This window comes from Lysinibacillus sp. FSL K6-1151, from assembly GCF_038630755.1.
In the GTDB taxonomy this organism is placed as follows: Bacteria; Bacillota; Bacilli; order Bacillales_A; family Planococcaceae; genus Lysinibacillus; species Lysinibacillus fusiformis_D.
In genome coordinates, this window is record NZ_CP152040.1 from 3,601,870 (window position 1) to 3,627,994 (window position 26,125).

Annotated in this window: 25 protein-coding genes; 14 read left to right on the plus strand and 11 right to left on the minus strand. The window is 37.8% G+C overall.

What is annotated here, in order from left to right; translation table 11 throughout:
• The first annotated feature begins 355 nt into the window (after nt 1–355).
• Together MHI04_RS17375 and MHI04_RS17380 are read left to right on the plus strand one after the other, a co-directional pair.
• Nucleotides 356–1,078: an MgtC/SapB family protein gene (locus tag MHI04_RS17375; RefSeq protein ID WP_036119888.1), complete on the plus strand. Its 723-nt coding sequence runs from the start codon at nt 356–358 to the stop codon at nt 1,076–1,078.
• A 14-nt stretch (nt 1,079–1,092) separates the two neighbouring features.
• On the plus strand, nt 1,093–2,076 hold the full coding sequence (locus MHI04_RS17380; protein ID WP_036119886.1) for a cation diffusion facilitator family transporter: 984 nt from the start codon (nt 1,093–1,095) through the stop codon (nt 2,074–2,076).
• A 54-nt stretch (nt 2,077–2,130) separates the two neighbouring features.
• On the opposite strand, the gene MHI04_RS17385 is transcribed toward MHI04_RS17380, so the two are convergent.
• The 5 genes from MHI04_RS17385 to pruA all read right to left on the minus strand — a co-directional run bounded on the left by MHI04_RS17385 (nt 2,131) and on the right by pruA (nt 8,980).
• Nucleotides 2,131–2,868, minus strand: a complete 738-nt coding sequence (locus tag MHI04_RS17385; RefSeq protein ID WP_058843226.1) for a hypothetical protein — start codon at nt 2,866–2,868, stop codon at nt 2,131–2,133.
• Between the two features lie 365 nt (nt 2,869–3,233).
• Entirely contained in the window at nt 3,234–4,397 is a 1,164-nt protein-coding gene (locus MHI04_RS17390; RefSeq protein ID WP_036119881.1) for an iron-containing alcohol dehydrogenase, read from the minus strand.
• A gap of 265 nt (nt 4,398–4,662) precedes the next feature.
• Nucleotides 4,663–5,907 (minus strand): Glu/Leu/Phe/Val dehydrogenase, encoded by a 1,245-nt coding sequence (locus tag MHI04_RS17395; protein ID WP_036119879.1) that lies wholly within the window; start codon nt 5,905–5,907, stop codon nt 4,663–4,665.
• Between the two features lie 83 nt (nt 5,908–5,990).
• On the minus strand, nt 5,991–7,184 hold the full coding sequence (locus MHI04_RS17400) for an ornithine--oxo-acid transaminase (protein WP_036119876.1): 1,194 nt from the start codon (nt 7,182–7,184) through the stop codon (nt 5,991–5,993).
• Nucleotides 7,185–7,435: 251 nt separating this feature from the next.
• On the minus strand, nt 7,436–8,980 hold the full coding sequence (pruA, locus tag MHI04_RS17405; RefSeq protein ID WP_036119871.1) for an L-glutamate gamma-semialdehyde dehydrogenase: 1,545 nt from the start codon (nt 8,978–8,980) through the stop codon (nt 7,436–7,438).
• Between the two features lie 145 nt (nt 8,981–9,125).
• Between pruA and MHI04_RS17410 the strand changes: the two genes are divergently transcribed.
• A complete protein-coding gene (locus MHI04_RS17410) occupies nt 9,126–10,433 on the plus strand; it encodes a sigma 54-interacting transcriptional regulator (protein WP_058844857.1) in 1,308 nt (435 codons plus the stop codon).
• Nucleotides 10,434–10,476: 43 nt separating this feature from the next.
• Here the strand turns inward: MHI04_RS17410 and yugI are convergent, their stop codons facing one another.
• Together yugI and MHI04_RS17420 are read right to left on the minus strand one after the other, a co-directional pair.
• Nucleotides 10,477–10,854 carry a S1 domain-containing post-transcriptional regulator GSP13 gene (yugI, locus tag MHI04_RS17415; RefSeq protein ID WP_036119858.1) on the minus strand — a complete coding sequence of 126 codons (378 nt, stop codon included), beginning with the start codon at nt 10,852–10,854 and terminating at the stop codon, nt 10,477–10,479.
• Nucleotides 10,855–10,938: 84 nt separating this feature from the next.
• On the minus strand, nt 10,939–11,478 hold the full coding sequence (locus tag MHI04_RS17420) for a sigma-70 family RNA polymerase sigma factor (RefSeq protein WP_342535780.1): 540 nt from the start codon (nt 11,476–11,478) through the stop codon (nt 10,939–10,941).
• A gap of 222 nt (nt 11,479–11,700) precedes the next feature.
• Here MHI04_RS17420 and MHI04_RS17425 point away from each other — a divergent pair, with 222 nt between their 5' ends.
• A complete protein-coding gene (locus tag MHI04_RS17425; protein ID WP_036119854.1) occupies nt 11,701–13,041 on the plus strand; it encodes a sodium-dependent transporter in 1,341 nt (446 codons plus the stop codon).
• Nucleotides 13,042–13,122: 81 nt separating this feature from the next.
• On the opposite strand, the gene MHI04_RS17430 is transcribed toward MHI04_RS17425, so the two are convergent.
• Nucleotides 13,123–13,383 carry a DUF1871 family protein gene (locus MHI04_RS17430; RefSeq protein ID WP_080717041.1) on the minus strand — a complete coding sequence of 87 codons (261 nt, stop codon included), beginning with the start codon at nt 13,381–13,383 and terminating at the stop codon, nt 13,123–13,125.
• A 72-nt stretch (nt 13,384–13,455) separates the two neighbouring features.
• Between MHI04_RS17430 and MHI04_RS17435 the strand changes: the two genes are divergently transcribed.
• Entirely contained in the window at nt 13,456–14,625 is a 1,170-nt protein-coding gene (locus MHI04_RS17435) for a MalY/PatB family protein (protein ID WP_036119849.1), read from the plus strand.
• Nucleotides 14,626–14,737: 112 nt separating this feature from the next.
• Complete coding sequence (locus MHI04_RS17440) at nt 14,738–16,156, plus strand: hypothetical protein (RefSeq protein WP_330493966.1); 1,419 nt, start codon at nt 14,738–14,740, stop codon at nt 16,154–16,156.
• A 60-nt stretch (nt 16,157–16,216) separates the two neighbouring features.
• On the opposite strand, the gene MHI04_RS17445 is transcribed toward MHI04_RS17440, so the two are convergent.
• Entirely contained in the window at nt 16,217–16,429 is a 213-nt protein-coding gene (locus MHI04_RS17445; protein ID WP_089934031.1) for a hypothetical protein, read from the minus strand.
• Nucleotides 16,430–16,451: 22 nt separating this feature from the next.
• On the minus strand, nt 16,452–17,039 hold the full coding sequence (locus MHI04_RS17450) for a peptidylprolyl isomerase (protein ID WP_036118107.1): 588 nt from the start codon (nt 17,037–17,039) through the stop codon (nt 16,452–16,454).
• Nucleotides 17,040–17,277: 238 nt separating this feature from the next.
• Here MHI04_RS17450 and MHI04_RS17455 point away from each other — a divergent pair, with 238 nt between their 5' ends.
• Nucleotides 17,278–19,128, plus strand: coding sequence for a transglycosylase domain-containing protein (locus MHI04_RS17455; protein ID WP_330493967.1), 1,851 nt, complete (start codon nt 17,278–17,280; stop codon nt 19,126–19,128).
• A 479-nt stretch (nt 19,129–19,607) separates the two neighbouring features.
• Here the strand turns inward: MHI04_RS17455 and MHI04_RS17460 are convergent, their stop codons facing one another.
• Nucleotides 19,608–20,171 (minus strand): DUF5366 family protein, encoded by a 564-nt coding sequence (locus MHI04_RS17460; RefSeq protein ID WP_089934034.1) that lies wholly within the window; start codon nt 20,169–20,171, stop codon nt 19,608–19,610.
• Nucleotides 20,172–20,325: 154 nt separating this feature from the next.
• Between MHI04_RS17460 and MHI04_RS17465 the strand changes: the two genes are divergently transcribed.
• From MHI04_RS17465 to mnhG, 7 genes are read left to right on the plus strand one after another with little or no spacing between them, the layout of a single operon-like run.
• Nucleotides 20,326–22,737, plus strand: a complete 2,412-nt coding sequence (locus MHI04_RS17465; RefSeq protein ID WP_342535052.1) for a Na+/H+ antiporter subunit A — start codon at nt 20,326–20,328, stop codon at nt 22,735–22,737.
• The gene (locus tag MHI04_RS17470) at nt 22,724–23,146 is read left to right on the plus strand and encodes a Na(+)/H(+) antiporter subunit B (RefSeq protein ID WP_036119837.1); all 423 of its coding nucleotides are present in this window, start codon (nt 22,724–22,726) and stop codon (nt 23,144–23,146) included. The genes MHI04_RS17465 and MHI04_RS17470 overlap by 14 nt, the downstream gene beginning before the upstream one ends.
• Complete coding sequence (locus MHI04_RS17475) at nt 23,146–23,487, plus strand: Na(+)/H(+) antiporter subunit C (protein WP_004228379.1); 342 nt, start codon at nt 23,146–23,148, stop codon at nt 23,485–23,487. The genes MHI04_RS17470 and MHI04_RS17475 overlap by 1 nt, the downstream gene beginning before the upstream one ends.
• Nucleotides 23,480–24,967, plus strand: coding sequence for a Na+/H+ antiporter subunit D (locus MHI04_RS17480; RefSeq protein ID WP_342535053.1), 1,488 nt, complete (start codon nt 23,480–23,482; stop codon nt 24,965–24,967). Before MHI04_RS17475 ends, MHI04_RS17480 begins: the two co-directional genes overlap by 8 nt.
• 4 nt (nt 24,968–24,971) lie before the next feature.
• Complete coding sequence (locus tag MHI04_RS17485; protein ID WP_036119832.1) at nt 24,972–25,451, plus strand: Na+/H+ antiporter subunit E; 480 nt, start codon at nt 24,972–24,974, stop codon at nt 25,449–25,451.
• Nucleotides 25,448–25,729, plus strand: a complete 282-nt coding sequence (locus MHI04_RS17490; protein ID WP_004228375.1) for a Na(+)/H(+) antiporter subunit F1 — start codon at nt 25,448–25,450, stop codon at nt 25,727–25,729. The genes MHI04_RS17485 and MHI04_RS17490 overlap by 4 nt, the downstream gene beginning before the upstream one ends.
• Complete coding sequence (mnhG, locus tag MHI04_RS17495) at nt 25,713–26,081, plus strand: monovalent cation/H(+) antiporter subunit G (protein WP_036119829.1); 369 nt, start codon at nt 25,713–25,715, stop codon at nt 26,079–26,081. The genes MHI04_RS17490 and mnhG overlap by 17 nt, the downstream gene beginning before the upstream one ends.
• The last annotated feature ends 44 nt before the right edge of the window (nt 26,082–26,125 follow it).

Sequence of the window (26,125 nt, forward strand, 5' to 3'; positions counted from 1 at the left end):
CATCATTGATGCCTCGCGCGTAATATTCAAACTGAATCCCCAGAAGCTATTACGTCTTGTAACAACAGTTAATTGATCTGCCTCATGCAAACACATTACCTTAGCACATAGGTTCCCCTATTTCACCAGGTGTTTGAATCCCCGCTGAAAAAACAAGCTCCACTCCATTCATTACAAGAAGGAGATTTTCTATGTCTGATACTTCTCTTTCATTTCAAAAAACATCTGCTTAATCAAGAAAAAAATAATTATATTTCCTTACTTCCATGATGTACAATACAAAAAAGTAATGCACATATAATAATGACAGCTTGCATATCTCTTAGCAATACGAAATATCTATGGAGGGTTGTGTATGGAAACATTATTGGAAAATATGATTACATATGAAGTTGGCATAAAATTAATTATTGCAGCCACATTAAGTTTAGTGATCGGTATCGAAAGGGAATTAAAGAAGAAGCCAGTTGGATTAAAAACCAGTTTAGTTATTGCTACTTTCAGCTGCCTATTAACCATCATCTCCATTGAAACAGCATACTCAACTCCTTCCAGAGAAGATATTAATATTACGATGGATCCTCTCCGTTTAGCTGCACAAATTGTCAGCGGGATTGGGTTTCTTGGAGCAGGTGTCATTTTAAGACGTGGCAATGATAGCATTACGGGATTAACAACTGCAGCCATGATATGGGGAGCCGCTGGTATCGGTATTGCAGTTGGTGCAGGATTTTATATGGATGCAACGCTAGCTGTCGTAATTATTGTGTTCGGCATTGAAATACTATCGCCTTTCCTGATGAAAATTGGACCTAAGCGAATTCGAATGCGAGAAATTTTATTAAAAGTCCAAATTGATGATGACAACCATACGGAATCATTTCTATTATTTTTAAAGGACAACAACATTATCATCGAAAATATCCGCATTAAAGATGTACCTTTAAAAAATGATAATGTTTTACATGAATTGGACTTGCGGCTATCCTTAATTGTCTCTGATAACCTATTATCATTTTATCGTTCATTACGAGCACTATCTTATATAGAAAAAATCGAAATGGAAATTTTAAACTAGTTGGAGGATTTTTTATGGCAGAACTATTAAAATTACTAAAGGATGGCAACAAACCCTCCCTATTGGCAGCATGTGTCAACACCTTTTTAGGAATCATCAAAGGAGTCGCCTTTTTCTTAACTGGTAATGTTGCCATGTTTGCAGAAATGATGCACTCTCTCGGTGATGCAGCAAACCAATTATTTGTGTATATAGGCTCAGCACTTTCAAAAAAGGCACCTACAAAACAATTTCCCGGTGGTTTCGGTCGAATTGTCAATTTAGTCTGCTTATTTGCTGTCATTATTGTAGCTATCCTTTCTTATGAAACGATAAAAGAAGGTTGGCATCATTTTATTCATCCTACAGGAGAGTCTAGTGGAATACTAATTGCACTCGGGGTATTATTCATAGGGATTGTTTTAGAGGGTACAGTGCTTGCCAAAGCAGCTGCTGAAGTGCTGCATGAAGCGGGTCAAGAAAAAGCAGGTCTCTCCACAATTCCAAAAGCGTTTTCTTATTTAAATCGTGCAAAGCCTGCAACCAAATTAGTCTTTATGGAAGATTTAGTTGCTACTAGCGGAAACTTTTTAGCCTTTGCTGCCATTTTAATTGCCTACTTTACTGGTTGGGGCCGAATAGAAGGTCTTGTTTCGATGATTATTGGCGCGATGATGTTTTATGTTGTCGGTAAAGTATTTCTAGATAACGCTCGTGGCGTCATTGGGGAGACTGACGAGGAAATGTTAAATCACATCGCCCATATTGTAATGGATGATCCCAATATTAAAGATATCTTCCGCCTTGAAGTAATTAAAGAAGGAGAATTTTTGCATGTCGAATTAGTAGCTGAAGCGGATCCTCATTTATCGCTGGCTTTTTTAGATGACGTACGTGACCATTTAACAGAGGTCATCTTAAGCCAAAAAGGGGTATCGAAAGTAGCGATTTTATTTGATGAAGATGATGGAAAAACAAATTGGGTACATGTTAACGAAAAACCAAAAGACACCATATAATCATTTAAAGAAAACAAATAGCCAATTGCCATATTTCAGGCAGTTGGCTATTTGTTATACTGGTATTAAACAATCTCGTTTTACATAATTTTCAACTTCATTTTGATAATCAGGTATATCCTCGTACCCAACAAAGACATGGTTGGTAATCATAAAAGTAAGCAGTCTGTCACAGGCTATCGCCTTTCTCTTCCCCCTTTGTAGAATGATGATTTTCGAAAATTGTAATGAAGCTTGACGGTTAGCTAAAGCATATTCATTAGCATTTTGAATTTCTCTGCCATCCATATGACAACCTAATACAAAATGTCCAGCAAAAGAATCCTTTAAAACATTTGGATGCATGGATTGATAGTGCACCTCTGCAATCGAATCTTCTCTGTTCATGAATTGATGGGCCACCAGATAATGTTTTAAAGCACCTTTTAAATCAATTGCGATAAATGTATCCGCTAAAATTGTTCGATAATACACAGTGACAATTTCAGCTTCTCCTAAATAAGGCTTTACTTCTACAACAATTTCTCCAGAAGGACGAACAAATAATTGTACAATTGCTTTATTTACACCATCCGAAAAATGAATAATCGTTTGTCCAAAACGTAAGCTTTTGAAAAATATACTTTGATCATCAATGTATCCTGTGATAATTTTATTATTTTCAATTTGTAGAGATTTCGCTTCAATTCCCAATACCTCTACACAATTTTGCATTTTATAAACATGCTGTTGAAATGGTATCTCCACACAATTTAATGTAACAATGCGCTTCTCTAACAATCGTTTCAACATTTGATCCCTCTCCCCTTTGTTTTAAATTGTCATTATTTTAATAAAGATGGCTGAACAATTTCTGAACATCTTTACATCATTCGAGCAATTACGACAAAAATACTTTTCTTCTTATTCAAAAGTAATATTGTTTTCAATAATTAACCAATAATTCAATTTTCACATGACTTTTCTCACCTAAAAATAATAGAAATAATATTTCTACCATCTTATTCATCTATCTATTTCACTATATCGCAGGACTTAAGAAACTTCTACGACAAAATTCAACATGAATCGTTAATTTTTCTTAACATTTCGATTCATGAAACCTAAAAAAAAACAATGCGTGCAAGACCATAAATCATAGCCTCACACTCATTGTTTTAAAGAGAATTTTGTAAAATGGTTCTTACATCTTCCTCTTGCAGTTTATTAAAGTTTCCAAAAGGACCGTTCTGCATAGCATGCTCTACAATCTGTTGGAATTTCGAATCATCAATATCATAATCAGCCAAGCGATTAGGCGCCCCTAATGACGTCCAAAATGCTGATAGACGATCGATTCCTTCGTAAGCAACTTCTTCTACTGTCTTGCCTGTTGCGTCGACCCCAAATACACGTGTTGCTATACCCGCAAAACGCTCAGGATTCACAGGCACATTTAAACGCATCCAATGTGGCTGGAGGATAGCTAATCCCCCTGCATGTGGAATATCGTATACAGCGGATACAGCATGCTCAATATTATGAGATGCCCAATCACCACGAGAGCCGATTGATAAGAATCCATTTAAACCAATTGTCCCCGCCAATAAAATCGTTTCACGTAATGTCGTACTCTCTAAATCCTCAAGTAATTTGGGCGCTGTCGTAATAACCGTTCGTAATACTCCTTCACACATTTCATCTGTAATCGGAGTATTCGTTGTGTTATGGAAATATTGTTCGAAAACATGTGACATCATATCAACGATTCCATAAACGGTGTGGTTTTTAGGTACCGTCACCGTATAGACTGGATTCAGTATTGAAAATTTCGGGAATGTCGCTGGACTACCCCAGCTTAGTTTCTCTTCGGTAGCTGCATTGGTAATAACAGATCCTGAGTTCATTTCAGAACCAGTAGCTGCAAGCGTTAATACCGTTCCTAACGGTATGGCTTGCTCTACAATTACCTTACGTTTTACGATATCCCAAGCATCACCATTATATTTTGCACCGGCAGCAATTAATTTGGAACAATCAATAACAGAGCCGCCACCAACAGCTAGCACTAAATCGATGCCTTCAGTTTTACAAATTTCAATACCACGTCTCGCTGTTTCCACACGTGGATTTGGTTCAACACCACTTAATTCAACTATTGTTTTATTTGCCTGTTGTAATTTCTCTATAACAGCATTGTAAACACCATTCGCTTTGATGCTTCCGCCACCATAGACAACTAGTACCTTCTCGCCATATTGCGCTAATTCGTTCGGTAATTTTTCCAGTGCATCTTCACCAAAATGGAGCTTCACTGGGTTAAAAAATGTAAATGAATCCATTTAATTCGCCCCTTTCTAGTTGGATTTTCTCATATTTATATTGGAGAAAGCAAAGATTAAACGCCGACTTTGCAATCATAATACTAGTGATTGTTCAGATTTTGTTGAGTCACCCTCTATATAAATGGAATATTGTATATACTTATTACGTCATTACTACTTAGATTAGTACAACAGCGCCTCGAGTACCTTATTCAAACAAATAAACAAGAAAAAACGAGTCACCCCATTAATATAGGAATGACTCGTTTCATTTATCTTCTACTTAAACCCATCCACGGAAGCGTGAAGCTTCAGCAGTACGGCGAACACCTACCATGTAAGCCGCTAAGCGCATGTTGATGTTACGTGTTGTTGCTGTTGTATAAACATTGTCAAATGCTTCAACCATTTTTTTGTATAGACGCTCTTCAACTTCTTCTTCTGTCCAATAATAACCTTGGTTATTTTGTACCCATTCAAAGTAAGAAACTGTCACACCACCAGCAGAGGCTAATACGTCTGGTACAAGTAAAATGCCACGTTCTGTTAAGATTTTAGTTGCTTCAGATGTTGTTGGACCGTTTGCTGCTTCTACTACGATAGTGGCTTTAATATTGTGTGCATTGTCAGCAGTAATTTGGTTTTCAATAGCAGCTGGCACTAAAATATCACAATCAAGCTCTAATAATTCTTTGTTTGAAATCGTATTTTCAAATAAAGTTGTTACTGTTCCGAAGCTATCACGACGATCTAATAAATAGTCGATATCTAAACCTTCAGGATCATGCAGTGCACCATAAGCATCTGAAATACCGATTACTTTTGCACCTAAATCATGCATGAATTTCGCAAGGAAGCTACCTGCATTACCAAATCCTTGAATCACAACGCGAGCACCTTTAATGTCAATGCCACGTTTTTTTGCTGCTTCTTCGATTACGATTGTAACACCTTGTGCAGTCGCACGATCACGACCTTGAGAACCACCAAGTACTAGTGGCTTACCAGTGATGAAGCCTGGAGAGTTGAATTCATCCATGCGGCTATATTCATCCATCATCCATGCCATAATTTGTGCATTTGTAAATACGTCTGGCGCAGGAATATCTTTTGTTGGTCCTACGATTTGACTTACTGCACGTACATAACCACGGCTTAAACGCTCGATTTCGCCCATGGACATTTGACGAGGATCACAAATGACACCGCCTTTACCACCACCGTATGGTAGATCGACAATACCACATTTCAATGTCATCCACATTGAAAGCGCTTTAACTTCCTCCTCAGACACTTGTGGGTGGAAACGAACCCCACCTTTAGTTGGTCCTACAGCATCATTATGCTGTGCACGGTAACCAGTAAATACTTTTGTTGTACCATCATCCATTTTCACTGGAATGCGTACTTGTAGCATGCGAAGCGGTTCTTTTAGTAATTCATACATTGCTTCATCATAGCCAAGTTTATTTAGAGCATCTTGAATGACATCTTGTGTTGATGTGAAAAGATTTAAGTTTTCAGACATATTAAATCGCCTCTTTGTTTTTTTTAATGATAGTATATCGGCATCATTGTAACATACTTCCGAATTAAAATGTGAACATTTTGTTAAAGTTTAAATACTTTTTCAATTTGTTCAATTGACCAATCTAAATCCTCTTGAGAAATAACAAGTGGTGGTGCAAAACGAATAACTGTATCATGTGTTTCTTTACATAATAGACCTAATTCTTTTAGTTTTTCACAGTATGGACGCGCTGCCTCTGTTAATTCCATACCGATAAATAAGCCACGACCACGTACTTCTTTAATAACCGGGTTGTTAATTTCTCTTAATTTACCTTTGAAATATTCACCAAGGTCATGTGAACGTTCTGCTAATTTTTCATCTAATAACACTTTAATTGATGCAATTGAAACTGCACAAGCTAAAGGATTTCCACCGAAAGTTGAACCATGAGAACCCGGGTTGAATACGCCTAGGATATTACGGTTTGCAGCCACACAAGAAATAGGGAATACACCGCCACCTAGTGCTTTACCTAAGATGTACATATCTGGTTCTACTTCTTCCCAATCACAAGCAAACATTTTACCAGTACGTGCTAGACCTGCTTGAATTTCGTCAGCAATGAATAATACGTTGTTTTCACGGCAAAGTTCACGAGCAGCTTTTAAGAAGCCTTCTGTTGGAATGACAATACCAGCTTCGCCTTGAATTGGTTCGATTAAGAATGCTGCAGTGTTTGGTGTAATAGCTGCCTTTAATGCTTCAAGATTACCATAGTCTACTAATTTAACGTTTGGTAACATTGGACCGAAGCCACGACGGTATTCTTCGTCAGAAGATAAAGATACAGCAAGCATTGTACGACCGTGGAAGTTACCATTACATGCAATAACTTCAGCCTTGCCATCTTCTACGCCTTTTACATCATATGCCCAACGACGAGCTGCTTTAAAGGCAGTCTCTACTGCTTCAGCACCAGTATTCATTGGTAAGACCATTTCTTTATTTGTTAATTTTCCTACTAGCTCATACCATTCACCAAGATTTTCGCTGTAAAATGCACGTGAAGTTAACGTTACTTTATCAGCTTGTTCTTTTAAAGCAGCAATAATTTTTGGGTGACGGTGTCCTTGGTTTACAGCTGAATAAGCTGATAGCATATCTAAATATTTGTTGCCCTCTGGATCTTTAACCCAAGCACCCTCAGCCTCTGAAATTACGATTGGCAGTGGATGATAGTTTGCTGCACCATAATTTTGTGTTTGTTCAATAACTTGTTGAGTTTTTGTCATATCCTATTCTCTCCTTACTAAATCATGATGAAAAATCTATGGAAGATAGGGACTATGTATCTCTATGAGTAGAATAATTAAGAATTCAGCAACAATTCAACCATAAATTTGCTCACTTCTCCAAAATAAACTACCTCGTCATGAGTGTCTACGGTTTGAGCCAGGGATAGTATTACCTGGAGAAGTTTTGCAAATCCTGTCATAATGCTTTAATTTCTACTTATTAGAGTAGCCCTAACGTCAATATAAAATTAAAGCATTTCTGAAGTTGTTTTTGCTTGCATATGCAGCTGTAGGTAGTCTGGGCCACCTGCTTTTGAGTCTGTACCTGACATGTTGAAGCCACCAAATGGTTGGTAGCCAACGATGGCACCTGTACAGCCACGGTTGAAGTAAAGGTTTCCTACATGGAATTCTTCACGTGCTTTTTCTAAGTTCACACGGTTTTTCGTGATGACTGCACCTGTTAAACCGTATTCTGTATCGTTCGCAATTTCAATAGCGTGATCGAAATCTTTTGCTTTTGCGATCGCTACCACTGGCCCGAAGATTTCTTCTTTCATAATACGTGCAGAAGGTTCTACGTCTGCGAACACAGTTGGCTGTACGAAGTAACCGACTGAATCATCTGCTGTACCACCAGCCACTAGACGACCTTCGCCTTTACCGATTTCGATGTATTCCGTAATTTTGTTGAATGCCGCTTGGTCAATAACTGTTGCCATGAAGTTGCTGAAATCTGTTGGATCTCCAACTGTTAAAGCATTTGTTAATTCTTCTACACGATTAACAACTTGCTCATACACATCTTCAACGATGACTGCACGAGAACATGCTGAACATTTTTGACCTGAGAAGCCAAATGCTGATTTGACGATTGATTGTGCAGCTAATTCTAAGTCTGCTTCTTTATCAACTACGATTGTATCTTTACCGCCCATTTCAGCGATGACACGTTTAATCCAAATTTGACCATCATTTAATACAGAAGCACGTTGGTTGATACGTAAACCAACATCACGTGAACCTGTGAAGCTGATGAAGCGTGTTTTTGGATGATCGACTAAGTAGTCGCCTACTTCAGCACCAGAACCTGGTACGAAGTTCACGGCACCTGCTGGAAGACCTGCTTCTTCTAATACTTCGATAAATTTATACGCCACTACTGGTGTTGTAGAAGCTGGTTTTAATAAGACTGTGTTCCCTGTTACTAAAGCCGCCACTGTTGTACCAGCCATGATAGCAAATGGGAAGTTCCAAGGAGAAATAACGATACCGATTCCTAATGGAATATAGTCATAACGGTTGTATTCGCCTGGACGGCTTTCTACTGGTTGACCGCCTTTAATGCGTAGCATTTGGCGACCATAGTATTCCAAGAAGTCGATTGCTTCCGCTGTATCTGCATCTGCCTCTGCCCAAGGTTTCCCTGCTTCTTTTGTTAATAATGCAGAGAATTCATGTTTACGACGACGAATAATAGCTGCTGCTTTGAACAAAACGTCAGCACGAATCGCAGGGTCAACTTTTTTCCATGTTTTGAATGTTTCATCCGCTGCTTGCATCGCTTTTTCAGCTAACTCTTTGCTTGCTTTTGACACACGGCCAATCACTTCTGTTTTCTTTGCAGGATTGTACGAAACGATTTTGTCTTCTGTTGTAATGCGCTCGCCACCAATAATTAGTGGGTAGTCTTGACCTAAGTAACCTTCAACTTTATTTAAAGCCTCCACATAAGCATTGTAGTTTGCCTCTTGTGAAAAATCTGTGAATGGTTCGTGTTTGTATGGAATCATACTTAATCCTCCCTTGTGAGATGTATTTGGGTATGCAAAAAACATTGACGCAAAATATCTTTGCGTATAAAATATTCTTACACTTATTATAATGCAAAATTTTGTTGCATATTTCAAGTAAAAAATTTTTGAGGTGCACATTTTTATGAAAAATTCTGAACCTTTACTACCTTTTTATGAGTTTATTGCAACAAATGTATCCGTTGGTATCCATGCAGTAGACCTATCTGGTAAAACAATTATTTACAATACAAAAATGAAAGAAATTGAAGGATTTCATTTTGATGAACTTGCGGACCGTTCCATTATTGAAATGTTTTCGTTCCGTCAACACGAAAGTACATTAATGCGTGTTTTACAAACAGGAAAAAAGGAAATCAATGTTAAACAATCCTATTGGAATAAAAATGGTCATGAAATTACAACAATCAATGATACTTTTCCACTTTTTGTGGAAGGTAAACTCATCGGGGCAATAGAATTTGCTCGAGATATTACCTCACTTGAAAAGCTTGTTTATCAACCCCTTCGTCGTTATGATGAACCATTAACATTTGATATGATTAAAGCTGATTCAGAATCAATGAAGCAGGTTATCGAGAATGCTAAAAAAGCAGCAGCCGTAAAATTACCTGTATTATTAATTGGTGAATCTGGCACAGGGAAAGATTTAGTGGCTGAAGGAATCCACCATGCAGCCTCTCCAGATCCTGAAGCTTTTGTGACGCTTGTCAGCCGCCGTTCTGCTCAATCCGTGCTGGATAAATTACAGCAACTGTTAGAAGAAGATACGGACTATACCTTTTTCTTTGAACGCATAGATTTTTTGAGCTTAGACATTCAGGAACAACTTTTAGCTATACTACAATCCCTTCCACAGTCCAAATATATGCTGATTGGAAGTGTGGGCAGTGACCCCATTACATTGATCGCTGAAAAAAAGCTGTCTAAGTCACTTTATTATTTCTTTGCAACAATGGCTATTACCATTCCTAATTTAACGGATCGAAAAGAAGATATTCTTCCATTTGTCGATGATTATTTTACTCGACATCGAGAACGCTTTGCCTCCCAAGTCACTGAACTTGCACCAGATGTACAGGAATTATTTTTACAATATGATTGGCCAGGAAATCTTAAGGAACTTGAGCTGCTGTTGGATGAAATCGTTTCATTTATGACAACAGAGTCAACGGTTACTTCAGATTTATTGCCACTCCATTTCCGCTTCAAGGTACAACAGCAAGACACAAACAATCGTGAGCCAGAATTTTTTATGTTTCATCAAAATCATGAAGTCATGCCACTGGATGCTTATTTGCGTGAAGCCGAATCATATTATGTGCAAAATGTCTTAAATTTATATGAGGGCAATATTACAAAAGCAGCGAATGCACTTGGCATGAGTCGCCAAAACCTGCAATATCGAATCCGAAAAATAAAAAAACAATAGCAAAAAAACGAGGATCCCTTCAGTCGAAAGTATCCTCGTTTTTTTAGTGTCCTGATTGTTCGATCCAGTCTTGCAACTTATCTTTTAAGGAATTAAAACCATTTGCATCCGATTCATCTACACGGTCCTGCAATGTTTTACGCGGCGGTGCATCTTTTTTTCGTACTGATGTGGGGCGTTCCTGTAGCGCTCTCATCGATAAACTAATTTTTTCGGCCTCTTCATCGATTTCAAGAATTTTTACTTCTACTTCCTGCCCAACAGCTAAAAACTCACTAACGTCTTTAACAAAGCCGTATGTTATTTCCGAAATATGCACAAGGCCTTGCGTATTGTCATCTAGTGCTACGAATGCACCGTATGGTTGAATACCTGTAACTTTTCCGGTCAACACGTCTCCTAATTCATATTTTTTTACCATAACCTTTGCCCACTTTCTTTTTGTTTGCTACGTATATATCGCTTAAATTATAACATACGTGTAAAAACGGGGCAAAAAATCTCCTTACTCGGAAATGGCCGTAATGATGCAACGTTCTCCGCCTTTTTCTGTAGACATTGTACTTAGCTGGAAGGTTAAATGCTGACCAATCTTCTGCATTGATTCTGGTTTAGCGCCCACTTTAATTGTTGTTTGGGATGGATTTATTGCATAGCGATACTTTACATCAAGAGTTTGAATGGCACTATGTAACAGCCTGTCCTCTTCAAATAGAAGAACATTATCTTCTGCAGATGAATAGTTATTTTGTTGTTGAGCGTGTAGCTTGTCCTCTTTTTCCTGCTGTCGTTGTTCCTTGCGATAGTAATCACGAGTAGCATTTAAGGTGATTTTATAGAGCCACGTTGTAAGACGATTCTGCTTAAATTGATGTAAAAAGCGATACAACTTGACAAATACCTCCTGTGAAACATCAGCTAAATCATTCCTATGTACACCACATTGAAAGGCAAATTTTTCAACAGTTCGTTGATGGATACGAATAAGCTCGGTATAGGCCTCCTTATCTCCTTGTTGGGCCCTTGCTATTAAGTCCGACTCCATCAAAGCGATTCCCCCTTTTGTTAGTGAAACGAAATATTATACCCAATTGTTACAAAAATAATATACCTTTTACTCAAAAAGAAGACCCCTCCTAATATGTTATTATTTCATTTCTAAACAGCTGCTGATATAGGAATATCCATCGTCAATTTTCTGATATCTGCTTGTGTTATGAGAATATTGAGGTAAAATAAAACTTTAGTATAAGGAGGATTTATTTTCGTGTCATCGAGAGATCAGTTTACAACTAAAATTGGTTTTATTTTAGCTGCTGCTGGAAGTGCTATAGGGTTAGGAGCCATTTGGAAATTCCCCTATATGGCAGGTACTAATGGCGGTAGTGTCTTTATTTTATTATTCATTTTATGTACATTTTTTATCGGCTTACCAGTGCTTATTGCTGAGTTTATGATTGGTCGTCGAGGGCAAAAAGACGCTGTCACTTCCTTTAAGGAACAAGCGCCAGGAAAGCCGTGGTATTTGATTGGCTGGGGTGGCATGGTGATTGCGGGCCTTATCTTATCGTTTTATAGTGTTGTTGGTGGATGGATTTTAAGCTATTTGGGTCGTGCCATTACATTTAAGCTAACAAATGCTAGTTCTGAGATGAATTACGCAGATTTATTTACCAATATTATTTCAAGCCCCTCCGAAGCCATTCTAGTACAGGGACTATTCATGCTATTAACAGTAGTGATTGTATCGGCAGGTATTAAGGGTGGAATCGAAAAAGCCAGCACATGGATGATGCCCTTGCTCTTTATTTTCTTCATTGTCTTAGTTATACGCTCTTTAACTTTAGATGGCGCAATGGAAGGCGTTAAATTTATGTTTGTGCCTGATTGGTCTTACTTTAACGCTGAAACATTTTTAATGGCTTTAGGACAAGCCTTCTTCTCTTTAAGTGTAGGTATTGCCGTTATGATTACATATGCTTCCTATTTGTCTAAAACAGAGAAGATTGGTAATTCAGCAATCAATGTAGCTTCCATGAATATTATTATTTCTTTACTTGCGGGTCTTGTTATTTTCCCCGCAGTATTCGCTCTAGGCTATACGCCTGACCAAGGGCCTGGCCTTGTTTTCATTATTTTGCCAGCTGTTTTCGAGCAGTTGCCACTTGGTGGTCTATTCTTAACCATTTTTTTCATCCTGTTGCTATTTGCTACCGTCACTTCCTCCATTTCTATGTTAGAAATTGTTGTAGCCATTGCGATTGGAGACCATCCAGAAAAACGTAGAAAGATTGCTTGGATTGGTGGAATCATCATTTTTATTTTCGGTATCCCAAGTGCGCTGTCGTTTGGTATATTATCAGATGTAAAAATATTAGATCGCTCTATTTTTGACTTTGTTGATTTTCTGACGAACAGCATCGGCATGCCGATAGGAGCCTTCCTTATTTCTATATTTGCAGGTTATTATTATACGAAGGATATTTCACGTAAGGAATTAGCCGCATCTAGCTTAATGTTTAATATCTGGTATATTTTAGTTCGTTTCGTTTCTCCAATTGCCATTTTCATTATTTTCATTCAGGGGATTTTACCTTTATTTAAATAAGAACTAGCCTCAAACGTGCACATTAAAAAAGAGGTTGTCGAATGACAGCCCCCTTTTTTTATAAGAAATATGCAAAATATTTTAAATAATACATTTTGCTTCAAATTTAATAGCAATTAGTTTGTAAGAAATGGCTACACAATCTTCAAATGGTATCCATTGTTCAAACGAATGCTCATATGTTTCTTGAATAATTTTTGCAAGTGTCGATGGATCATCTATCCCTTGCAATGCTGCTACTACATCTGCCGTTTCTGTATCATAATGGTCTGGACCTAAGTGGAATGGATCCCACTCCTCTAGCAGATGTACAGCTGCTTGATTCATTTTTATATTTTCCAAAATACTCACCTGTTATCCTTTGATCATACCCGTATGATACCATATTAAATAAAAAAGAAAAGAGTGATTTGCTTGTCTATTTTTGATCAAACTTTCAAACGTCGATGTACAAACTCTGTAAAATGGGACGCAATGGAAAAGGTATATGGCCTAGATGATGCGTCAGATATCTTGCCAATGTGGGTAGCCGATATGGATTTTGCAGCACCAATAGCCGTTTCAAAGGCATTACAGAAACACGCTGAACAAACTATTTTTGGCTATAGTTTTATGGGTGAAGAAGCGATTCAGTCAATCGTAGACTGGCAAAATACTCGCCATGCCTGGCATATTGATAAAGAATCTATCCTATTTTGTAATGGTGTTGTAGCGGCATTAGCCAATAGCATTGTAGCCCTAACAAACCCTGGTGACAAAGTACTCATTTCGCCACCAGTCTACCCACCATTCTATAACATCCCCAAAAGTAATGGGCGTGAAGTTGTAAGCTGCCCATTAGTTGAAAAAGATGGTGTGATTGGCTATGATTTCGAAGCCTTTGAACAGGCATTAGCGCAAGATGTGAAAGCCTACATATTATGTAACCCTCACAATCCAGGAGGCTATGTATGGGATGAAGCTACTTTAAAGGAGATTGTACGACTTTGTGCTAAATACGATGTCATCATTATTTCTGATGAAATACATGCTGATTTAATGTTAAACGGGGATAAGCATATTCCTCTAGCAAAGGTTGCAGGTGATGAGATCAATCGTATTATTACTTGCATGGCTCCTACCAAAACATTTAATTTAGCAGGAATTCAAGTTTCTTATATGATCGTAACAGATAGGAAAAAACGTCTACAGCTAGAGGCAATAAATATGGCAAGTGGGCAAGGCTCGTTAAATACATTTGCCTCTGTTGCACTTCATGCCGCTTATACAGAAGGAGCTCCTTGGTTAGACGAGTTACTTCCATATATTTCTACAAATATGGAATATGTAAAAGCCGAGTTAGAGCAGCTTCCAGGCATTCGTGTCACAATACCACAATCCACTTATTTAATCTGGATTGATTACCGCGAGCTAGAGCTTGAAGAAAAGGACATCATGAATCGCTTATTAAAAATCGGAAAGCTTGCATTAGAGCCAGGGACAAAATATGGGGAAGAAGGTCATGGCTTCCTACGTATGAATGTCGCTTGTTCATTTGAAACCGTTCAAGATGGTGTAAAACGCTTTAAAAAAGTGTTTGAATAGAAAATGACAGTAAAAAGGATATCTCAACTTTTGGAGATATCCTTTTATATGTTTAAAATAATGATTTTGTGGAAAAGTTTCTTATCAATCGGATGTAAAAAGAGGTGTTTTCATGGACTTAGCGCCATTAATGATTAAACGTGCATATATGACATTCTTATTTCCCTTTGCCTATTCCACGAAAAACCGTCAAAAAATTGGAGAGGTACTACTAAAGGAAGGTTTTACTTTTTTCACCCTAAATAATACAGCTCTTGAAAATGCCTTTTATGGTGATACGACAATCATCCATGAGGAGCTTGCCCAGTTTTTCTATCCCTTTTTAGAGGATAAATTATTCCCATACGATATGAATAGCCCTGACTTTATTCGGTTTTCAAAAGCATTCTATACCCAAGGCTCCTTACATCATCTAGACAGTCGTATTCATTATGAAATCACGAGTATTGATGTAACACTATGTCCTTTTGGAAACGGTATTATAACCGTGAGAACAAATATAACAGATACCCCACATGATATAAGTGACATTTTAAATTTTATTCACTATTTTAGAGTACTGGAGGCTAAGCTTCGAGAAGAAAAAGGGGCGAGTCATCATTTTTCCTTTGGCCATTGTTCTTCAACCAGTGAACTATTATTTAACTATTTTATCCCCTATTTACAGCCTTTTTTACAGCATCAACAAGACAATAGCTACGAAGGATTACCGTTTTTCGAGGATGAGCGGATGTATGCTTCTGCCTATTTAATTGCTGAGAAAGAAGCAGACATATTACCTGAGCATTTATTTCGATTAGGACAAGTAGATGGTAGAACACCTGCAGGCAAGCCCTTTATTTCCAGCACAAACGCTCAATATATTGCGCAATATGTGCAAGACCATGCACATACACGTTGGGCACCCAATAGCTATATTATTACTTCGGCACAGGCACAAATGACCCTTACGAATTTGCCCTTTGAAAAGTGTACACATAGCATTCAAGAGTTTATGGGAACACACTATTATAATCTTTTCATTCATTATTTTTACAAAATGATGCTCTTAAAGTTGTCCTATGAATATAGTGAAATCAAATGGGGCAAGGATAAGCTCGTTGTGAATGAATTAATTGAATTAATTACAAAATTTTCGGCACGCTATTATTTTGAAGAAGTGATTGTTCGAACGGAAGGAAGAGAAATTTCCCAAATGCTACGAAAGCTGTTCCGTATTAATGAGCATTATGTAGAAACCAAAGCGACATTGGACAGTTTGTATCGCACACAAGAGGATCAATCAGATAATAGAAGTAATAATTTACTGTTTATTTTAACTGTATTTACTGTGGTATCTGGTATTTACGGTATGAACTTAGTTATTGAGGGGTGGAAGGATAGCAGTGATTTCGAGAGTATTTGGAGTTATACACTATTCGAATGGCTAGCGTTTATTACCGCATTAAGTGGGATTGGTTTATCGCTTGTACTCGTTTGTTTCACTGGCTTCAAGACGGTGCAAAATATGATTCGTCGTTATAAAAAATGATCTATAAAAAAGAATCTGCTTACCCTTAACATCTAATGTGGGAAGCCGATTCTTTTTTAGCTAAATGTTTTGTTGATTGTTTGTATTTTTCTTATCTGCTAGAATACGTGCTTCGATTTCTTTTGATTTCATTTCCTGTTTCTTAGAAATTTTTCTAAAAAGCATAAACACGATAATACATAGAATAAGCATGATTAAAAACTCAAAAGCCGCTGGAATATAACCTGATTTGTCTTCAGGGATATATAGAAATTGGTACATAAAGTTTTGCATACTCTACACGTCCTTATAAGTATTATTCAAAAACTGTAATTGACTCAATTTTCACATCTTCTAATGGTTTATCGCGGAAATCTTTTTCAACATCCGCAATTTTGTCCACAATGTCCATACCTTCCACAACATGACCGAATACTGTGTGTTTATGGTCTAACCAAGGTGTACCACCATTTTGTGCATAAGCTTCAATGATCTCCTCTGGGAAACCAGCTCCTTGTAATTGGCGAAGCATATCACTTGGCAGATGCTTCATTTGTACGATAAAGAATTGAGAGCCATTTGTGTTTGGACCCGCATTTGCCATTGATAGCGCACCGCGCAGGTTAAATAAGTTATCTGAGAATTCATCTTCAAAAGAATTACCCCAAATCGATTCTCCACCCATACCAGTACCAGTTGGGTCTCCACCTTGAACCATGAAGTCTTGAATAACACGGTGGAAAATAATGCCATTATAGTAACCTGATTTAGCATGGCCTAAAAAGTTCTCAACCGTTTTTGGTGCATGCTCAGGGAACAACTTAATTTTGATAGCACCTAGTGTTGTGTTCATTTCTACAAGCACTTCGCCTGCTTGTACGTCTGTTGTTAATTGTGGAAACATGGAAGTCTCTCCTTTAATGATAAATTTCAGTTTCAATGAAAAAAATGACTAATGCATCCTTTCCGACCTCATTTTAGTCTAACATACTTCTTATTGGTTTTCTTCATCAAAGTATTGACGATTTTTGCAATTTTAACTTTCATAATCAAAACCAAGGAAATAGGTCTGAGCGAGTATTTGGAATCAATCCAAAATATGTTATTCTGATGAAGGATTTATCGAAAGAGTGGAGGCACACATGAAAAAGGCTTTTGGTTTTTTTATTATATTACTATCCCTACCTGCTTTATGGTGGATTAGTACAAACATTAGGACAGAAATCAATATCGCTCAAGCACATGAGGAACAAATATCGAGTGCTATTCATTTACCTGAGGTACAAACCCAACTTCCTGTCACTCTAATTGATCGAAATGGGCAAACATTTAGCGAGGAATATGTCGAATGGCGACAGCCGTTAACCTTACAAGAAATTCCACAAATTGCCCAGGAAATATTCATTACAAGTGAAGATGCTGATTTTTATGAGCATATCGGTTTTGATTTAAGTGCAATCATTCGTGCAGTTGTAGCCAATTCGAATAGCAACACAGCCTCTCAAGGTGGTAGTACGATTACACAGCAGCTCGTTCGAATGCGTTATTTATCTGATGAAAAAACATATGAGCGGAAATTAACAGAGCTTTTTTATGCGCATGAATTAGAAAAAGAATTTGATAAAGAAACTATTTTAACAATGTATCTTAATGAATCCTATTTCAGCAACCAGGTTTATGGTATCGGTGGAGCAGCGACCTATTATTTTCAAAAGCCACTTCAAGAATTAAGCATTGCTGAAATTGCTTTTATTGCGGCGATCCCAAATAACCCCTCTCTTTATAATCCTTTGAAAAATTTCGATCAAACTAAAGCGAGGCAGGAGCGTTTGTTAGATACGCTAGCAGTTAATGGCGCTATTACAAAGGAAAATGCAGCTACCTACAAAGCTGAGCCGATTACATTAAATGTGAAAGATAAAATTCAAAGTTATCCAATGTATAGCACTTACGTTCTTCAAGAGCTAAAGTGGTTAGTTGCTGAAAAAGAGGGTTATGCGGATCGACTGAGCAATACAGAGAATGAGGAAGAAAAGAAAAAAATTAAAGCACAATTAGATAATCGACTAGATACACTATTTCAAAATGGACTCATCATTCAAACTGCACTTGATCCAAATAAACAGCAACATGATGAGGTTAAAATGTCAGCTATTCTCGGTACAGGTTCGTTGCAAGCAGCTGGTGCAGTCATTGAAAACCAATCAAGAGAAATTGTCAGCTTGTATGCAGGAAAAAACTATGAAAAATTTGATTATCATCGTGCATTCCAAGGAACACGTCAGCCTGGATCAGCCTTTAAACCTTTAGCAGTCTATGCCCCTTTCTTTGAAACGTCAGCACATACACCTGATTCTATTGTCAATGGAGGTAGATACTGTGTTGGCTCGTTCTGTCCGCAAAACTATGGGGGCTATACGTATGGTGATGTGTCCCTCCGTACAGCTTTTCGACACAGCTACAACACATCTGCACTGCGTCTCTTTGAAACTATTGGCGTTGAAACGGCCTTTCAATACCTTAATCGCTTTCACTTCCGTTCGATTGTAGCGAAAGATCATAATTATGCCGCTTCATTGGGTGGGCTAACTTACGGTGTGACAGCCTTAGAGCTAGCAGATGCCTATACAAGCTTTATCGATGGCTCCTATGTTTTAGCTCATGGTATTCGTAAAGTGACAGCTTTAGATGGAACTGAGCTTTATAGTTGGGATACACAGCGTAATCAAATCTGGTCTCCGAAAACGGTGAAATATATGCGTGAGCTTCTTGCTGATGTTGTGGCAAATGGGACAGGACAAGGGGTTTACAGTAACAGCGACTATATAGGAGCAAAAACAGGCACAACTAATGACTATCGGGACTACTGGCTTGCCGGACTTAATGATGGTTATACTGCGGCTGTATGGCTAGGCTATGATAAGCCTCAATCCATGCAAAAATTAGAGGCATACAAAATTCATCATCAATTATTTAATGTTTTATTAGAGTAGTGAAACAGCAAAGAGGTAGCAGTCTTACATGACTGCTACCTCTTCATAGTGTTGAAAAACAAAACCATCCATAAAATTTTTGTGATATAAAATATAGGTATTCACTACTCATTTTATGGAGAGATATTGTCACTATTCACTTCTCTACAATGAAAATAAGAGCCTATCCTTTCTTTAATTATACAAATAATCTACGGCTAGTATAAAAAATAAGGAAAAGGCACTTTTGCCACAGGGTTGATTGGAGTGGAGCTAGCGTCACTCCTAGGGGATTTAGCGTCTCAGCTGAGACCCTGGAGCGAACGCGTGAGTGAAGCGGCTCATCGGACGCCCCCTGGAAAAGACGCTGGCGGAACGGAAATCAACCCCTAACTTTACCAAAGGTTCTTTTTCTGCTATTGCATCATCTTTTTTCAACAACAGCAAAGAGGTAGCAGTCTTACATGACTGCTACCTCTTTTCACTAGTATGTAATGTAACTAATTGGCAAACGGCAAACTTGCCAAAATGCCATTATATAGCTTCAGCACAACATAAATAATGAGTGTTAAAAGAATGGTCCACATAAAAAGCTCAAAGATTAATAGACCAATTGTGCCGCCCATCGACATAAAATGACTCATTTTATAAATCAGATAAATAAAATAGGTAAACACTGTTATGATAAAGATACCAATCAAAACATAAATAAATTGGATGGCAAATGCGGAACACATGGCGCCGATAAACAAGATAATATAGCCACCTCGAGCCTGACTAACAGTAGCTCCATCATTATCTTTTGAGAAAAACAGCATTCCTAGCTCATGAATCGTTTCCCCTACTAGTTTGAGTGCAGAGAATAACATAAAAAAAACAATAGCAAAAACAATGAGCAAAAATACGCGTAACTCAAAATCAGATAAAAATTCTCGCATACCTGAATAAACACCGATTGCTTGAAAAATCTGTAAGGATTCGCCAACAGCATACATGCCAAATGTCAAACTAAACAATAAAATTGTAATTAATGGTAGATAACCATAGATATAAGGATTCCTCATAAAAAATTTTTTCCTCTATTTTTATTGATAACTTCCTATTTATAATATAACGAAAATTCTTCCACTACCGCAAGCTAAATCCCATTCGTCCATATGCATTCGCAATTAAAGTACGTTATAATTGGTATACTTACCTGCATAAAGGAGGGTTTTTTTGTTACAAGTACTTTATATTTTCATTCCAATGCTTGCTGCAATATTAGTGCCTTTTTTATATAAACGCATGAAAAATATTCACACAGGCTGGTTTGTTCTTGCTGTACCTGCTACACTCGCAGTTATCTATGCAACATATATTGCACAAGTAGCTGAAGGAGAAGTATTTATTGCAGAGCTACCTTGGATTCCATCACTTGATATTTCCATCGTTTCGTATTTGGATGGACTTAGCTTATTATTCTCACTACTCATTACCGGAATTGGTTCATTGGTTGTACTTTACTCTATCTTTTACTTAGATAAGCATAAAGAAAAATTACATAATTTTTATGTTTACTTATTGCTATTTATGTCAGCCATGCTGGGAGTAGTACAGTCAGATCATTTAATAACACTTTATTTCTTTTGGGAACTAACATCTATTTCGTCATTTTTACTCATTGGCTATTGGTATAACCGTGATGCCTCACGCTTCGGTGCACTGAAGTCCATGATGATAACAGTCGGTGGCGGCTTAATGATGCTAGGTGGTTTCGTTCTTCTTTATTTAATGGGAGGAACCTATTCCATCCGTGAACTGATTGTGATGGCACCTAATTTAGTAGACCAACCTTTATTCACTTGGTCGCTCGTTTTATTACTTTTAGGCGCATTTACAAAGTCCGCACAATTCCCATTCTATATTTGGCTACCAGATGCAATGGAAGCACCGACACCAGTAAGTGCCTATCTTCACTCCGCAACAATGGTCAAAGCAGGTATCTATTTAGTGGCACGCTTTACACCTATTTTTGCTGCCTCAGAGCTTTGGGTATGGCTTGTAACAGGAGTAGGTCTCTTAACATTATTCTGGGGTTCCTTCTTTGCAGTGAAGCAAACAGACTTAAAAGGCATTCTTGCATTTTCTACAGTCAGTCAACTGGGACTGATTATGTCACTGCTTGGGGCGAGCGCCGTTGCCTTTCATGCTAACGACACAGTCGATACGATTAAATTTGCGGCATATGCAGCTATTTTCCACCTTATCAACCATGCAACATTTAAAGGCAGTCTATTCATGATTGCAGGGATTGTGGATCATGAAACAGGAACTCGTGATATTCGAAAACTTGGTGGTTTAATGAGTATCATGCCGATTAGCTTTACTGTGGCAGCAATTGGCAGCTTATCAATGGCCGGTCTTCCACCGTTTAATGGCTTCTTAAGTAAAGAAATGTTTTTAACAGCTATGCTTGCCCTTCAAAAGTTTGAATTTTTCGGCTTTGAAACATGGGGAGCACTCTTCCCTATTATTGCTTGGATCGCTAGTATTTTCACATTTATCTATAGCTTTTATTTTGTTTTCCGAACATTTAATGGCAATTACAAGCCGGAACAATTACCTCATAAACCACATGAGGCACCAATAGGGATGCTTATTTCGCCGATACTTTTAGCAGCATTAGTCGTAATTATTTTCTTCATCCCGAATTTGTTAGGCAATACCTTTGTCAAGCCTGCTGTTCAAGCCATTCAGCCATTTTTATATGATACGCCACAAGCTGTTGATATACATGTATCAGCTTGGCATGGCATTAACCCTGAGCTACTGATGACAATCGGAATAATTATTATTGGGGTATTATTATTTGTTGCCTTACCAAAATGGCAAGGAATATACCAACGATTCCCACAAGCATTCACATTAAACAATGCCTATGACAAAATCATGCAGGGGTTGGGTGTTGGCTTAAATCGTTTATCACGACGCTATATGACTGGCTCGATGCGTCACTATTTACTGTATATGTTTAGTGGAATCGCTATTATCGTCATTGGCTCTCTTTTCGTGAAGGATGCTTTTAGTCTTTCATTCCAAGGGGCCTCACCAATTAGACCATATGAAATTATATTGATTGTGGTTTTATTAATTGGTACAGCCATTACTATCTTGGCCAAGTCACGTTTAACAGCCATTATTGGACTGGGTGCTGTTGGCTACACTGTTGCATTATTCTTTGTTATTTTTAACGCGCCGGATTTAGCGTTAACACAGCTCGTTATTGAAACGATTTCAGTAGCACTATTTTTATTAGCATTTTATCATCTCCCAAAGCTTGGCAAGCGAGAGGAACGAATGAGATTCCAATTAAATCGTGCCATTGTTTCAATTGCAGTTGGTGTTATGGTAACACTTGTGGCACTATCTGCGCATTCACAAAAACTGATTCCTTCTATTGCTAAGTACTACGAGGAAACCGTGTACTCATTAGCTGGTGGAGGAAATATTGTAAACGTAATTTTAGTAGATTATCGTGGTTTCGATACATTATTTGAAATTACAGTACTAGGCATTGCGGGCATGGCCATTTTAGCCATGATTAAGTTGCGTATGAATAGAAAGGAGAAAACACATGAAAACAAATGATGTGATAATACAATTTACAGCTAAAATTGTATTTTTCATTATTTTCTTCTTCTCCATTCATATATTTTTAGCTGGTCACTATACGCCTGGGGGCGGCTTTGTTGGAGGACTGTTAACATCAAGTGCACTTGTTCTCTTAGTGCTAGCTTTTGATATCAATACAGTGCGCCATATCTTACCTATCAATTATACGTATGTAACAGCTATTGGCTTACTATTAGCCCTTGCTACTGCGGCATTCCCAATGTTTGTGGGCAAACCGTTTTTTACGCATTACTTTGATTATTTCGATTTACCGCTTCTGGGCAAACAGTCATTACACACGGCTATGCTTTTTGATAGCGGTGTCTATTTGGTTGTTGTCGGCGTTACGATGACCATTATTCAAACGATTGGGGAGGATGAATAATGGAAATAATTATGGCCTTTGTCATCGGCTTTCTCTTTATGGCAGCTGTCTATTTAATTTTATCGAAAAGCTTATTACGCATTATTATTGGAACAGGTCTTTTAAGTCATGGTGCCCACCTGCTCATCTTAACAATGGGGGGCCTTGGTGGCGAAGCACCACCCGTTTTAAACGAAGGAGCCAAAACTTTTGCGGACCCTTTACCCCAGGCACTTATTTTAACAGCTATTGTTATTAGCTTTGGGGTTACAGCATTCTTCCTTGTACTTGCTTATCGTTCCTATCAGGAGCTTAACACAGATGATATTAGCTTAATGAGAGGAAGTGATGAGGATGAATAACTTCCTATTATTGCCCATTATCATCCCGTTTTTCTTCGGTATGATTTTAATGTTTGGGCAAAAAAATCTAACCTATCAACGGTCATTTTCATTACTTGGTATTGGGCTCGCCTTCATCTCTGCTGTTTCACTTCTTTTAAAAGTGAAACAGGATGGTATTCAAAAGGTAACATTCGGAAATTGGCCTGTTCCTTACGGTATTACAATGGTATCTGATATGGTATCTGTATTACTCGTTACAACGACATTGCTTATTGCATTTTTTGTTGTTTGGTATGGTTTCGGTTCCATTACGAAGGAACGTGAACGCTTCTTTTATTACCCTGGTATTATGTTTATTTTAACGGGGGTCAATGGGGCCTTTACGACTGGCGATATTTTCAACTTGTTTGTTTTCTTTGAGGTATTGTTAATGGCTTCCTACTTACTCATCGTTCTAGGTGGTGAGAAGGGACAACTGAAAGGGTCTATTAAATATATTTTAATTAATGTTATTTCTTCGGCCTTATTCGTTATTACCGTTGCCTTTTTATATTCCGTAGTCGGTACATTAAACATGGCGGATATTGCTGTCAAAATTGCTGAAATTAATCAGCCGGGAATTATTACGGTTATTGCCGTCCTATTTTTAATGGTATTTGGACTAAAAGCAGCCATTTTCCCATTATACTTTTGGCTTCCTACTTCTTATGCGGCAGCGCCAATCCCTGTCCTAACTCTATTTGGTGCTTTGCTTACAAAGGTGGGTGTCTATGCCATCACACGTACCTATACGCTATTTTTTGTACATGATTTATCCTATACGCACGATTTATTAATGGTACTAGCCATTGCTACTATCGTAGCTGGATGTATTGGGGCACTCGCTTATTTTGATGTCAAACTCATTATTATCTACAATATTGTTATTGCAGTAGGTGTCATTTTATTTGGTGTTTCTCAAATGAATGAGGTTTCCTTAAAGGGTGCTATGTTTTATTTAATTCACGATATGCTTATAAAGGCAGCACTCTTTATGTTAATCGGCATTGTCATCTACATTACTGGTACATCTGATTTGCGTAAGATGGGTGGTCTCATGAAGAAATATCCTGCCCTAGGCTGGTGTTATTTGATTGCAGCTTTTGGTTTAGCCGGCATTCCACCACTTAGTGGATTTGTTGGAAAGCTGCTTATTGTACAGGGAGGCTTTGAGGCTGGTAGTATGTGGAGTAGTATTTTTATCTTAGCATCTTCACTGCTTGTCCTATTATCCGTGATTCGTATTTTCCTTTATGCTTTTTGGGGTGAGGAGAAAGAAACACACGGGTCTGTCGATAAATCTGTCTATAAGATGCTGTTTATGCCTACTGCCCTTTTAGTACTCATTACTGTAGCATATGGTGTTGGTTCAGAATGGATTACGCCATTCATGGACGATGCAGCAAAATTATTAACGGATCCATCTATCTATATAGATGCTGTCATGAAGGGGGATTAACACAATGGCATTTCAAATGATTTTAAATTTTGTACTTGCCTTCGTCTGGATGTTCCTCTCCTCTAATTACACAGCAGCTGGCTTTATCATAGGGTTCATCATGGGGATCATTTTACTTATCATCATGCGAAGATTTTTCAAATCACGTCTTTATGTCTACCGCTTATGGGCCCTTATTAAACTGACTTTGCTGTTTTTTAAAGAGTTAATATTAGCCAATGTGCAAGTTTTAAAGGTCGTATTAAAGCCTAAATTGGACATGCAACCTGCCTTTTTTGCCTATCCTACTGTTTTAACCGAAGACTGGGAAATCACTTTATTATCAAGTCTTATTACGTTAACACCCGGAACAGTGGTAGTGCATGTATCAGATGATGCGAAAACATTGTATGTACATGCGATTGATATTAATGATGTGGATGAAGCTGTTGCTTCCATTCGAGATTCATTTGAGAAAGCGATTTTGGAGGTGAGTAAATCATGACAACATTTATTATTGCTGTGATCGTAGTGATTTGCTTATCGATGATTGCAGTTATTTACCGAATGGTAAAAGGCCCTTCTGCATCTGATCGTGTTGTCGCTTTGGATTCACTTGGTGTTTCACTTATTTCTCTTATTGGACTATTTTCGATTTTAGTGGAAACAAGCTTCTTTCTAGAAATTATTTTATTGCTTGCGATTTTATCGTTTATCGGGACAATGGCTTTCTCTAAATTCATAGAGAAAGGAGATATCATTAAACGTGACAATTCTCGCTAATAGCTTAGTTATCTTTTTCATTTCTGTTGGCGTACTGTTTATCGTCGTCACAGCTATCGGACTTGTCCGCTTACCTGATTTGTATACGCGTGCCCATGCCGCTTCTAAAAGTGCAACACTGGGTGTCATGTGTGTATTGATTGGTGTATTCTTTCACTTTTGGCTAATAGAAGATCATTTCAATCCCCGAATTTTACTAGGGATACTGTTCCTCTTCATCACTGGTCCTGTAGGGGGACACATTATGACTCGTTCTTCCTATATCGCTGGTGTAAAGCCTTGGAAAGGTACAGTACGTGATGAGTTAGGTCCTGAAATTGACAGAATGAAAAAGGAACAAAATGTAAAATAAACATAAAAGAACTGCTCGTTCGTACTGTCGAGCAGTTCTTTTAA